General features: G+C 46.6%; 10 protein-coding genes. 5 read left to right on the top strand and 5 right to left on the bottom strand.

Translation table 11 applies throughout. The features are described 5' to 3' along the window. The first annotated feature begins 47 nt into the window (after positions 1-47). Positions 48-875 (top strand): N-acetyl-ornithine deacetylase, encoded by an 828-nt coding sequence (locus tag H9J30_RS03490; RefSeq protein WP_011073531.1) that lies wholly within the window; start codon positions 48-50, stop codon positions 873-875. 88 nt (positions 876-963) lie between these two features. Here H9J30_RS03490 and H9J30_RS03485 read toward each other — a convergent pair whose 3' ends face one another. Beyond that, positions 964-1878, bottom strand: a complete 915-nt coding sequence (locus H9J30_RS03485; protein WP_240129685.1) for a L,D-transpeptidase family protein — start codon at positions 1876-1878, stop codon at positions 964-966. Positions 1879-2649: 771 nt separating this feature from the next. Between H9J30_RS03485 and H9J30_RS03480 the strand changes: the two genes are divergently transcribed. Continuing rightward, positions 2650-4374, top strand: coding sequence for a potassium/proton antiporter (locus H9J30_RS03480; protein WP_240129684.1), 1725 nt, complete (start codon positions 2650-2652; stop codon positions 4372-4374). 174 nt (positions 4375-4548) lie between these two features. Here H9J30_RS03480 and H9J30_RS03475 read toward each other — a convergent pair whose 3' ends face one another. Next, positions 4549-5475, bottom strand: coding sequence for an LpxL/LpxP family Kdo(2)-lipid IV(A) lauroyl/palmitoleoyl acyltransferase (locus H9J30_RS03475; protein WP_240129683.1), 927 nt, complete (start codon positions 5473-5475; stop codon positions 4549-4551). 102 nt (positions 5476-5577) lie between these two features. Between H9J30_RS03475 and hldE the strand changes: the two genes are divergently transcribed. From hldE to H9J30_RS03460, 3 genes are all read left to right on the top strand, one after another. Continuing rightward, on the top strand, positions 5578-7008 hold the full coding sequence (gene hldE, locus H9J30_RS03470) for a bifunctional D-glycero-beta-D-manno-heptose-7-phosphate kinase/D-glycero-beta-D-manno-heptose 1-phosphate adenylyltransferase HldE (RefSeq protein WP_240129682.1): 1431 nt from the start codon (positions 5578-5580) through the stop codon (positions 7006-7008). Next, positions 7005-7832 carry a hypothetical protein gene (locus H9J30_RS03465; RefSeq protein ID WP_240129681.1) on the top strand — a complete coding sequence of 276 codons (828 nt, stop codon included), beginning with the start codon at positions 7005-7007 and terminating at the stop codon, positions 7830-7832. The genes hldE and H9J30_RS03465 overlap by 4 nt, the downstream gene beginning before the upstream one ends. Before the next feature lie 153 nt (positions 7833-7985). Continuing rightward, positions 7986-8465 carry a TetR family transcriptional regulator gene (locus H9J30_RS03460; protein WP_011073525.1) on the top strand — a complete coding sequence of 160 codons (480 nt, stop codon included), beginning with the start codon at positions 7986-7988 and terminating at the stop codon, positions 8463-8465. 78 nt (positions 8466-8543) lie between these two features. Here H9J30_RS03460 and H9J30_RS03455 read toward each other — a convergent pair whose 3' ends face one another. The 3 genes from H9J30_RS03455 to H9J30_RS03445 form a co-directional block, all read right to left on the bottom strand. Then, positions 8544-8933: a hypothetical protein gene (locus H9J30_RS03455; protein WP_240129680.1), complete on the bottom strand. Its 390-nt coding sequence runs from the start codon at positions 8931-8933 to the stop codon at positions 8544-8546. Positions 8934-9089: 156 nt separating this feature from the next. Further along, on the bottom strand, positions 9090-10574 hold the full coding sequence (pntB, locus tag H9J30_RS03450) for a Re/Si-specific NAD(P)(+) transhydrogenase subunit beta (protein WP_240129679.1): 1485 nt from the start codon (positions 10572-10574) through the stop codon (positions 9090-9092). 11 nt (positions 10575-10585) lie between these two features. Next, the gene (locus H9J30_RS03445; protein WP_240129678.1) at positions 10586-12112 is read right to left on the bottom strand and encodes a Re/Si-specific NAD(P)(+) transhydrogenase subunit alpha; all 1527 of its coding nucleotides are present in this window, start codon (positions 12110-12112) and stop codon (positions 10586-10588) included. Positions 12113-12509: the final 397 nt, after the last annotated feature.

The raw sequence follows: 12509 nt of genomic DNA, 5'->3' as shown, positions 1-12509 counted from the left end.
AGAACTGCTATGATGGCACAGTTCTTTTTCTGGCATAAGTACAAGATATGGTAAGCAGATCTCCGTTCGAATCCTTTCAGTGGAAAAGCGATATTTTTAACTGTGAAAGCACTGATATCGATAATTTTTATCTACAGCTTGAGCAGGAAATGTCCCGTTTGGGGATGGTTGAGAAAAAACTGGGTGAAGTGGGTAAATACAGTGTCAGTCTGTATCAGTCTCCCGCGGCGAAGTCAGGCTTACCTTCGTTATTGATCTGCGCCGGATTTCACGGTGAAGAGTCAGCAGGCCCATGGGGATTACTGCACTTTTTAAGTGAAGCATCAGTCGAATTATTCGAACGGGTCAACCTAAGTATTTTGCCTTTGGTGAATCCAACTGGGTTTAAACGTGGCCATCGATTTAATAAATTTGGCGAAAACCCAAATCGAGGCTTCGAATTCGAAAACGGTAAACCTAAAGCGAATGAGGGCACCTCAGTTGAAGGTAAACTACTGTTAGAGCATGCACAATTACTGATTGCGGCGAGTCGTGATGGTATTTTAACCTGCCATGAAGACGTATTAAGTCACGATGCTTATGTGTATTCTTTCGAGCCAAGCCAAGTGCCTGGTCGTTTTAGTCTTGATTTACGCGATACGTTGGCAGGATATTTCCCCATTGCTGTCGATGGTGAAATAGACGGTTGTCCTGTTAAAGATGGCTTGATTTTCAATCACTTTGATACCTCATTTGAGGCATGTTTGGTACGTAGTGGTGCGCGTGTTGGTGCTTGTACCGAAACGCCTGCGTTGCAAAACTTCGATCAACGGGTGTTGGCAAATAGCGCGGCAATGACGCACTTTTTGGCGCTGTGCGCACCGTTATGTGATTGATTGTAAAGTTTGATTACAATCAATATAAAAATACCCGCCTAAGCGGGTATTTTTATTGGGCTAGCGGGACCACTGATTTACAAGACGATTACTGATTAATAATCGCTGGTACGCCAGTGCGCTCATCCAGTAGCTTTTTAATTTTGCTGGAGTCGGTGTCAGCTTTTGCAATAAACTTTGCGATATCTTTCGGTAAAGATAGTGCAACTGGCTCATTAGACTCAAACTCAGCAATGGTGCGTGATAGCGGCTGATGTACGGCTAGGTAACGCTTACCATCTGGCTCTTCGGTCGCCTTGATCGGTTGGTTTACAAATTGTACTCGGGTCCCTACAGGTACAGTTTTGAACAAGTGTTCAATATCATCGTGACGTAAACGGACACAGCCTTGGCTTACGCGTAAACCAATACCGAAGCTGGCGTTGGTGCCATGGATGGCATACAAGTTACCAATGTAGAGTGCATAGAGTCCCATTGGATTATCAGGACCTGCTGGCCATACCGCAGGTAGAATTTCTCCCCTTGCCGCATATTCTTTGCGAATACGTGGCGTAGGAGTCCAAGTGGGGTTTGCACGCTTACGTTGAACGCTGGTTACCCAGTTTTCTGGTGTATCTTTACCGATTTGGCCAATACCAATGGGTAGCACTTCAACCGTCTTTTTTCCCTTTGGATAGTAATACAGACGCATTTCGGCAACGTTGATCACTATGCCTTCGCGAGGTGCATTTGGTAGGATTAATTGTTTTGGAATTAATAGCTTACTGCCTGGCTTAGGTAGAAACGGATCGACGCCAGGATTAGCTTCCAGCAAGTTGCTTAGACCGAGTTGGAACTGAGCAGCAATATCTTCGAGGGTATGTTTACCCTCTGGCACTGTGTAATACAGGTTCTCGCCAACTAACCGACTCTTAGGAGACGGTAAAGGGTATTCCGTTGCTAAAGCGGAGAGACTTGGGAAAACCAAAGTCAATAATAAAGCTGTGGTGCGGAGCATACTCATAAGCGGATACTACGATTCCTGTTAATAAAATAACCTGTTTAACGCGGCGCTTTCTCTCCCCCCAAATAGGGCGGCAATTAATCGGGCAAAGTACCCTCGCGCGCGAAGCTCGCATCCTTCCTTATTTTGGCCATTATTTCAACTGAAATATGGTTCATTAAGCGTATTTATTAGTTATTTTTGCTTTATGTCTTTTGGTTGTCGAGCTGGAGGTGGGGCTTTCCGACGATTCGTAGCCTTTTACTTGGAGGATGTTTGTCTTTTTGAGTTGCATGCAGAGGAGGAAGCTTAACTCGAAACTCTCAGTCGTTTGTTGGATTTCCCCTTAAGTGAAGGCACAAGGTTTTGGAATGTTAAAGGGGGAACCTGCTTTAGGTTTGGCGATCTATTAGGTTTTTATTTGAATTATCATATTTTTGCCTGGTGTTAGTTAATTGATAGTGGTTTATTGGACTATTCAATCTAAAAGAAGATTACTTCTAGTATGGTGATGTTTTTTAATTTATTGATATTTAGTGTCTTTTAATCTTAAATTTAGGGTAGGAGTGGCTTCGAGGTAATTCAGTGATTGGCTGTAGGTTTAGTCTATATTTGGTTGTTAGCAGCAGTTTGAAGCTAATTGATGTAGATGATTGAAAGTTAATATTTAAAAATCCAATGTTTTGCGTTTTTTATGCTAAAATAAAAAAAGAAAAATTTAAACTGAGTCATTTTTAATCTAGGTGATTTCGCTATCGTTTGACTGAACAAGCAGTATTTAAGGAGGCATGTGTGGATGCAGATTCCATCAATAGTTTTTTTCTGATCGGTGCCTTACTTACTGCCGTGAGTGTTTTGCTTAGTCCCATGTCATCCCGTCTTGGGATTCCTATCTTATTAATTTTCCTCGCGGTAGGTATTCTTGCCGGTGAAGATGGTCCCGGCGGAATTCTGTTTGATGACTACTCTACCGCATATCTTGTTAGTAACTTAGCCTTAGCCATTATTTTGCTCGATGGCGGTATGCGCACACGGGTCGCCAGTTTTAGAGTGGCCTTGTGGCCAGCCTTGTCATTGGCAACCTTTGGGGTGGCGATCACGACCAGTATTACCGGGGTTATGGCAGCGTGGTTATTTGACCTTCATTGGCTACAAGGCTTGCTCGTGGGGGCAATTGTGGGCTCGACTGATGCGGCGGCGGTATTCTCGCTATTAAAGGGGCGCAGCCTTAACGAGCGGGTTGGTGCAACGCTTGAAATCGAATCTGGGAGTAACGATCCTATGGCAGTGTTTTTAACTGTCACTTTGATTGCCATCCTTGCTAATGTCGGCGCTGAATTATCCGCCAGTTTTATGTTGATTAGTTTTATTAAGCAATTTGGTTTTGGGGTTTTATTAGGTCTTGGTGGTGGTTGGCTGCTGTGGAAATTGGTAAATATAAGCAAGCTTGCAGAAGGTCTATATTCGATTCTCGTGCTTAGTGGTGGCCTAATGATCTATGCCGCTTCGAATAAGTTAGGTGGTAGTGGCATTCTATCGATTTACCTAGTTGGCCTATTCCTCGGTAATAAACCCACCCGTGGACGCCATGCGATATTAAACGTATTGGATGGAATGACTTGGGTGAGTCAAATCGGTATGTTCCTCGTATTGGGGTTGTTGCTGACACCGTCGGATTTATTGGATATTTGGCTACCAGGTTTAGCTTTGGCCTTTGGGATGATCCTGTTTGCGAGACCACTGGCGGTATGGTTAAGCTTATTACCCTTTAAGAGTTTTGGGAGCCGCGATCGCTGGTTTATCTCTTGGGTAGGACTTCGTGGGGCTGTGCCGATTATTTTAGCGGTATTCCCTATGATGGCGGGGCTTCCTGGGGCTCAGCTGTACTTTAATCTAGCCTTTTTTGTGGTGATCGTTTCACTCTTAGTGCAGGGGGCATCACTCACTACTGCTGCGCGGTTAGCAAAGGTGGAACTGCCCCCAAAGCCGTTACCTATTTCGCGTTCGGGAGTCGAAATTTACCCAAGAAGCGAATGGGAAGTGTTTGTCTACTGTTTGAGTGAAAGTAAGTGGTGTATAGGTGAGCCGCTAAAACGCTTAGCGATGCCTGATGGAACTCGAATTGCGGCAGTATTTCGCAATAACACGCTATTACATCCCTCGGGCAGTACGTGCTTAGAAGCGGGTGATATTCTGTGTGTACTCGGTCAGGAAAAGAGCCTAGAGGCATTAAGTAACCTCTTTAGCCAAGCCCCTGAAACGGATGAAGTATCACGATTCTTTGGCGACTTCTTTATCGATACAGAGGTCAAACTGGCTGATCTTGCACCTATCTATGGCTTAACCTTAGATGATGAAACTGGTGCGATGACAGTGGCTGATTTAGTCGCGTTAGAGCTTGGGGCACACCCTGTACTTGGGGACCAGTTCCTGTGGCAGTCACTCCATTGGGTGGTCGCAGGGCTTTATGAAGGCAAAGTCACCAATGTGGGGATTCGCTTACCCGCGGATGCTTAAGTTAACCCGTGTTTAAGTGTCTCTTGTTTTAGGGCTTAACGAGCTGATTTTCTGCGTTCAACCCAAGCATCTAAAGATGCTCTACAAAACAAAAGATATAAATAAAATGCCAAGCGATTGCTTGGCATTTTTTATTCATTTAAAGCGCGTATCTTGAACAGCCGGAACGAAAACTTACTTGTATAAGGACTTATCCGTTGGATCGGGACGAGTTTTAAAGCGGCGGTGTAACCACATATATTGGGCGCGATTTCTGTCGATAATTTCTTCAATAATTTTGTTACCGCGGATGGCATCGGCGACTTCATCTTCACCTGGAAAGTTATCCAAAGGTGGCATGATTTCAATCCGGTAGCCTGTATCTCCTTCGGTGCGCTCAACAAAGAAGGGTAATACCTTGGCCTTACCTAACTTCGCCAGTGTGGTTGCGCCAGTAATCGTGGCGGCATCGGGCACGGCATAAAAGGGAATAAACACTGCACTTGAGCGGCCAAAGTCTTGGTCAGCCGTATACCAAATCACATCGGGGTTACGTAAACAACGCACCATCTGGCGTAGGTCTCGTTTAGGCACTAAGGCTTTATTTGAACGTAAGCGACCTTTTACCTGCAGGTATTCCATCACCGGGTTATTGTGAGGACGGTACACGCCGACGCCAGGTTGAAATTGACCAAAAATACGCGCGCCCATTTCGAGCGGCAGGCAGTGCACTGCAAACAGGATGACGCCATGACCAGCATTCAATGTGTCTTGAACGTATTCTTTACCAGTTATCTGCATGTGCTGTTGGATTTTTTCATCGGACCACCACCAAGCATTAATGGTATCGAAGATCGCTTTGCCCGTTTCTTCAAAGTTACGGGTGAGGAGCGCTTCTCGCTCAGCCTTTGGCATGTCGGGAAAACAAAGGGCTAAATTACAGCGGGCGGTATGGGTGCGACTGGCCGCAAGCGCCTTGACTAATCGGCCCATGCCTTTACCTAATTTCATCTGCCAAGATAACGGCAACACTTGGGTGATTCGCATCATTAACACCCCAAACCACATGGGCCAATGCTTCGGATGATATAAAGATGATGAAAACTCAGCTTTCTCGACCACAAAAATACTCACTACTTTTGAAAATTACTGCTTATTCTAACTCATATTTTGCTGAAAATTAGGTACAATCACGGTTTAATTTCTGCAACTGATAAGAGCGCTATGAAGGTTTCTCTGCCAGCATTTGAAAAAGCCAAAGTGTTAGTCGTCGGCGATGTGATGTTAGATCGCTATTGGGTTGGACCTACGGGACGTATTTCCCCCGAGGCGCCGGTGCCTGTAGTAAAGATTAACCAAGTCGAGGACAGACCGGGCGGGGCGGCTAACGTGGCGCTAAATATTGCGACTTTAGGTGGCCAAGTACAATTGGCGGGCTTGGTCGGTGAGGATGATACGGCTAAGGCGTTAACGCTTGGCGTTCAAGCTCTTGGGGTTGAACCACAATGGTTGAATATTGCTGACAAACCCACTATTACCAAGCTTAGGGTGTTATCGCGCAATCAACAGCTTATTCGCCTCGACTTTGAAGAATCCTTCGATAAGCAGGATAGCGCCCGCTTACTTAAGCAGTCCGAAGCCTTACTCGATACGGTCGATGTGGTGGTGCTGTCGGATTATGCGAAAGGCGCCATTGATAATCCTCGTGATTTTATCGCGCTTGCCCGTTCCAAAGGCGTAAAAGTGCTGGTTGACCCTAAAGGCTCTGACTTTAGCCGTTACCATGGCGCATCACTTATTACACCAAATATGAGTGAATTTGAGGCTGTGGTTGGTGCGGTAACCTCTGAAGCAGATCTACTCGAAAAGGCTCGCGGATTACTGAACAAGTACCAGTTCGATGCAATCTTGGTCACTCGCTCTGAAAAAGGTATGACCTTAGTGACTAGCAATGCGCCAGAGCTACATATCCCAACGGTGGCCCGTGAGGTTTATGATGTAACTGGGGCTGGGGATACAGTGATTTCGGCCTTAGCAACCTCTTTGGCTGCGGGCGCTGAATTGGCGCAGGCCTGTGCGATTGCCAATACAGCCGCTGGCGTTGTGGTGGGTAAATTGGGGACTTCTACGGTGTCTCGTATTGAGCTGATTGAAGCGCTTGCGCTGCACCATGGTGAATCTGGTTTTGGGGTGGTGAGTGAAGATCAACTTGCCTATGCCCTAGAGCAAGCCAAATTACGTGGTGAGCGAGTGGTAATGACTAACGGTTGCTTCGACATTTTGCATGCTGGACATGTCAGTTACCTCAAGCAAGCCAAAGCTTTAGGTGATAGATTGATTGTAGCTGTGAATGACGATGCCTCTGTTAAACGCTTAAAAGGGGAAGGACGTCCAGTCAATCAAGTTGATAGACGTATGGCTGTTTTAGCAGGACTCGCCTCTGTCGATTGGGTAGTGCCTTTTAGTGAGGATACACCTCAGCGGATCATTGCTAGATTACTCCCTGATTTGTTAGTTAAAGGTGGCGATTATAAGGTTGAGGATATTGCTGGCGGCGCTGAAGTGATTGCCGCGGGTGGCCAAGTTCAAGTGTTAGGATTTGAAGACGGTATTTCTACCACGGCCATTATCCAAAATATTATGGCAAAACAGTGAGTTTAATTGCACTGACACTGATCTCAAGCCTAACTTGGGTGCCTGTTGCTGACAAACAGGCATTAATTTGCCCGTTAGCGCAATTGAGTCAGTGTCTGGCAATATTTCCAACTCAGGTTCGTGAACAGTTTCCCTATAGCGAGGCCCAGTTTAAAACAGAGCTTGGGCTTCGCAGTGCTATGGTGTTACCCGTCGAGGATAGTCATTTCTCCGGTCTAATACTCGTCAATGAGCAAGAAACACCAGAGATCCAACTGGCCAATATTGATGGCATTACCTATCAATTAGCACTTAAAGAACAGACGCAATTAACCCTGTGGCATGAGTTAGGGCACCTTGAAAACTTGGCGTTGCAGGGGAGTTTATTACCTGAAGAATTAACGCCTTATCAGCATGAATGGTTAGCTGATCTGTATCTCGTCTGGCGTATTGCTAATGCAAAAGATAATCTCGATTTAGCGTGGCAGCAGTATCACAGACGTAACCTGGCTGCGTTAACAAGTTCGCGATATATGTCTCACTGGACCAGCCCGATGATGATACAAGTGTTGAATAAGTATCAAGCTGCGCAGATTGCACAATATGCCAAATATCGTGATTTTTTAGCCGATTTTTATCCAAAAATGGTGCAAATTGAGCCGCAGGTGTTACGAGAATATTCGAGTTTAATGCAACGTACTTTTGGTGATACAGTGCTACAACCCCTGCCAAAATACCTGTTTTGGCGTAAACCTGAACTCGGGCGTTATTTAATGCCAACCCTCATATTGTTAATGGGGGAGCCAAAAGCACACGACTGGTTAGTACAACATTCAATGTTGTAAAAATGTAAATAAAACCGGTAAAACCCTCTGTTTAAAACTGAACCTTAGCTGAACAAAAGCGAAATATACTTGTTTCGCGTTCCTTAACAGCAGTAATCCCTGAAAGGCTTTGGTAAGCTCTCTCCCACAAAAAGAACATGGGGAGACTTTACTATGGCTAAGCGCTCGCGAGTACAGACTGAGCAGACCATCAATCAGATTATGGATGAAGCGTTAAGACAAATTTTGACTATTGGCTTTGAGACGATGTCTTATACCACGTTATCTGAAGCAACGGGGATTAGCCGCACAGGTATTAGTCATCACTTTCCGCGTAAGAACGACTTTTTAATTCGCTTAGATAGCCGTATTGGCAATCTTTTTGTTGCGGCACTCAATTTCTCTAGCCAAGAAGCGCTAGAAGCCTCTTGGATGCAAGCTATGCAAGAAGAGCAATACCGTGCGGTGTTGAGATTATTCTTTAGTCTTTGTGGCGGCACCAATAATGAAATCACCCTCTTTAGGGCGGTAAGCACAGCTCGTCAGCAAGCCATTGCTGAACTAGGATTGGTTGGCGATCGTACCATCAACCACTTACTTGGCCGGACTGCGGTTATGTTGCTGTCAAATTTTGATGTTGCTAAAGCAGCATAGTCAAAAATAAATCGCTATCAGAAGGAGCCTTTGGGCTCCTTTTGGTTTTTAAGGGCCAGACTTTTGGCTTTTAAGGGGTCAGTTAAGAAGCGAAGGTGAAGCCGTATCCGCTAGCTTTAGCTTTTGCTGGGTAAGGTAAACGCCAATTGCCATAAAGGTAAGGGCGGCTGCAATGAGTGCGCAGAGTGCATGATGGAATACCAAATGACTGATTAAAAAGGCTGGAATATCCTCTAGGCTATCGATCAGGAAGAGTTTTACGATAAGGCCGAGATACAGCAGCAGATGCAATATCGCCCCACTGATAAAAAGCCGTCTAAACTTTTTGATCAGTAGGTCCGCAAGATTAAGGTGGTAAAAACGGCAAAAAAGATAACCCCCAACGCCGATACCAATCGATATCCAACCCAACCCTAATAACGACGTTTTGATTAATATTGCCGACAGAATAAATAATCCAAGCAGCATAATGGTCTCCGTTTACCTGAAACGATAAATTGCGCTGAGACTAACTGAACAGGCTTAAAAGTATGTGAAAACATAACGTAATCAAGCTGCTAAAAAACTAAGGGAGCCAATGGCTCCCTTTATGATTTGTATCGAGCGATTAAGCTCACAAGCGTATTACAGCGCCTTTAAAATCGCTTCTACGCTGGCCTTAGCATCGCCGAACAACATTTGGGTATTGTCTTTGAAGAACAGAGGGTTTTGTACACCCGCATAACCCGTATTCATTGAGCGTTTAAAGCCAATCACGTTTTGTGCTTTCCATACTTCGAGTACTGGCATACCCGCAATTGGGCTACCCGGATCTTCCATCGCCGCAGGGTTTACTGTGTCGTTCGCGCCAATGACCAGCACCACATCGGTATCGCTAAAGTCTTCGTTGATTTCGTCCATTTCGAGCACGATATCGTAGGGAACTTTGGCTTCGGCCAATAGTACGTTCATATGGCCTGGTAAGCGACCCGCAACCGGATGAATACCAAAGCGTACTTTCACACCGCGATCACGCAGCTTTTGGGTGATTTCAGCGACAGGATATTGTGCCTGTGCCACCGCCATGCCATAGCCAGGGGTGATGATAACTGACGTTGCGTTTTTCAGCATGTCCGCAACATCTTCGGCGTTGGTCTCACGGTATTCGCCCATTTCTTGATCGCCAGATGAGGCCACGCCATCGGTACCAAATCCGCCTGCAATCACCGAAATAAATGAGCGGTTCATTGCCTTACACATAATGTAGGACAAAATCGCACCCGACGAGCCCACCAGAGCGCCTGTCACGATCAACAGATCGTTGGATAGCATAAAACCTGCCGCCGCAGCTGCCCAACCTGAGTAGGAGTTCAGCATTGACACCACAACCGGCATATCCGCACCACCGATTGAAGCCACTAAATGCCAGCCAAAGGCGAAGGCAATTAAGGTCATCAGCAGCAGCGCCGGCATAGTGCCGCCTGTTTGCACGAAGTACACTAACAGGCCAAGCGATACTAATACCGCAATGAGGTTGAGTTTATGGCGGTGTGGCAACATCAACGGTTTAGATGAAATTAATCCGCGTAATTTACCAAATGCGACGATAGAACCAGTAAAGGTTACCGCGCCGATAAAGATCCCGAGGAAGACTTCCACTAAGTGAATGTTGAGCATCGCGCCAGTCATATGCGCGTTTTCAGCCGCTTTTGCCGCTTCGCTAAGCGCATTCTGCACGGCTGCGAGAGTGGAATTCATATCCCCGCCCACGGCCACAACCACTTGTGATACTTGTTCTGGATGTAAGTCGATAAAGCTGTTAAAACCCACTAACACTGCGGCCATACCCACAAAACTGTGGAGCACCGCGACGAGTTCAGGCATTTCCGTCATTTCGACTTTAAGTGCTAAACGCACGCCGATGGCACCACCAATCACCATGGCGACAATAATCCACGCGACACCGCTGGTGTCTGGATTAAAAATGGTCGCCAGTAGGGCGATAGCCATACCTGTGATACCAAATAAATTGCCGTGTTTGGCCGTTTCTTGTTTCGACAATCCAGCGAGACTGAAGATAAAGAGCACGGCGGCAATGATGTAAGCTGCTGTTACCAGTCCTTGAGACACGTTATACCCCCTTAATCCTTACGGAACATCTTCAGCATGCGCTGAGTGACGGTAAAACCGCCGAAGATGTTAATACTGGCGATCAGCACGGCGATAAACGCCAGCACAGTGACCAAGGTTGAGCCTTGACCAATTTGCAGCAAAGCGCCGACCACGATAATGCCTGAAATTGCGTTAGTCACAGACATCAAAGGCGTATGCAGTGAGTGGGACACGTTCCACACCACGTAATAGCCCACCACGCAGGACAGGATAAATACCGTAAAGTGGGATAAAAACTCGGCGGGTGCGACTGAGGCTACGGCGGCAAAGCCGGCGGCGCCAAGGGCGGCGAGAATATACTTGAGTTTTGAAGGCGCTTTGGCTTGCGCGGATTTCACTTCTACCTTAGCCGCAGGTTTAGCGGGCGCTGCCGACACCGAAATCGCCGGTGGCGGGAAGGTGACTTGGCCTTCTTTCACAACAGTCATATTGCGCATGACCACATCATCGAAGGTGATGCTGGCAATACCGTTTTTCTCTTTACACATTAACTTCATCAGGTTGACTAAGTTAGTGCCGTAAAGCTGTGACGATTGCGCGGGCAAGCGGCCGGGAAGATCGGTAAAGCCGATGACTTTTACGCCATTCTCGGTGACAAAGAGTTCGCCAGGCTGGGTGTACTCACAGTTACCGCCCGCTTGTGCTGCCATATCGACAATCACAGAGCCGCTCTTCATGCTATCGACCATGGCTTTGGTGATGAGCTTAGGTGCAGGACGGCCAGGGATCAGCGCGGTGGTGATGATGATATCGACTTCTTTGGCTTGTTCGGCAAACAATGCCATTTCAGCGGCGATAAACTCATCTGACATGGTTTTTGCGTAACCGTCCGATGAGCTGCCATCTTCATTAGTGAAATCCAGTTTGAGGAACTGGCCACCCATGGATTCGATTTGTTCGGCCACTTCTAAGCGTGTGTCGAAGGCGCGAACGATGGCACCTAAAGAACCTGCGGTACCAATGGCCGCAAGACCGGCTACACCGGCACCAATCACCAGCACTTTGGCGGGTGGGACTTTACCCGCGGCGGTAATTTGCCCAGTAAAGAAACGGCCAAAGTGGTGCGCGGCTTCAACAACGGCGCGATAACCGCCGATATTGGCCATAGAGGAGAGAGCATCGAGGGATTGGGCACGGGAAATACGTGGCACCATGTCCATCGCCATCACATTGATGTTGCGTTTAGACAGTTTCTCGACCAACTCAGCATTTTGAGCGGGCCAGATAAAGCTGATTAAGGTCGCGCCTTCTTTAATTTGCGCAATTTCAGCATCGGTCGGTGCATTGACTTTAAAAATCAGATCCGCTTGCCAAACCTCTGTCGTGATCTTCGCGCCTGCGGCTTCAAAAGCGGCATCGTCGAAGCTAGACAGTAAGCCAGCATTGGCCTCAACAACAACTTCAAAGCCGAGCTTTTTAAGCTGTTCGACGGTGGCAGGGGTCGCGGCGACCCGAGTCTCACCGACGAGACTCTCTCTCGGTATTCCAATCTGCATGATTACTCCCTGGTGGTTTATATAATCGTTCCGCCTGAGTGCTTCCTCTGAGCTAAACCTAGGTAGGGCTAGGTCGCGTAAGAATGAACTCGTGTATTCAATTTTGGCAGTTAGCGCATTCAATCTTGGTATGAAATTTGTGCATTAAAACAAACTTCTTAGCGAGCAACAAAGGTCACTGTACAGCAGGCTCCTCACCATTGTGGCAATACTTTGGTTTGACACAAGCGCATATTGCTCAAGCTAGTGGTTTCTGCACTGGTCGTATCAAAAAGTTTTAACCAGTGCACACTTTTGTAGCTTAATTTTTGCACTTTGTATATTCCAAAATGGAATTAAAAATCAAATATTATTCTTTTTTGCTTTTCTAAAACCACGTTACTCTGCTGAGCATTAC

Origin of the sequence: Shewanella cutis, from assembly GCF_022410515.1 — a bacterium.
GTDB lineage: Bacteria > Pseudomonadota > Gammaproteobacteria > Enterobacterales > Shewanellaceae > Shewanella > Shewanella cutis.
Note: the sequence above shows the minus strand (reverse complement) of the source record. Positions and strands in the feature narration are given on the sequence as shown.

What these genes read in the sequence shown, in the direction of transcription:
- H9J30_RS03490 (WP_011073531.1), top strand. Translation starts at nt 48, where the DNA reads ATGGTAAGCAGATCTCCGTTCGAATCCTTTCAGTGGAAAAGCGATATT.
- H9J30_RS03485 (WP_240129685.1), bottom strand. Translation starts at nt 1,878, where the DNA reads ATGAGTATGCTCCGCACCACAGCTTTATTATTGACTTTGGTTTTCCCA.
- hldE (WP_240129682.1), top strand. Translation starts at nt 5,578, where the DNA reads ATGAAGGTTTCTCTGCCAGCATTTGAAAAAGCCAAAGTGTTAGTCGTC.
- H9J30_RS03460 (WP_011073525.1), top strand. Translation starts at nt 7,986, where the DNA reads ATGGCTAAGCGCTCGCGAGTACAGACTGAGCAGACCATCAATCAGATT.
- H9J30_RS03455 (WP_240129680.1), bottom strand. Translation starts at nt 8,933, where the DNA reads ATGCTGCTTGGATTATTTATTCTGTCGGCAATATTAATCAAAACGTCG.
- H9J30_RS03445 (WP_240129678.1), bottom strand. Translation starts at nt 12,112, where the DNA reads ATGCAGATTGGAATACCGAGAGAGAGTCTCGTCGGTGAGACTCGGGTC.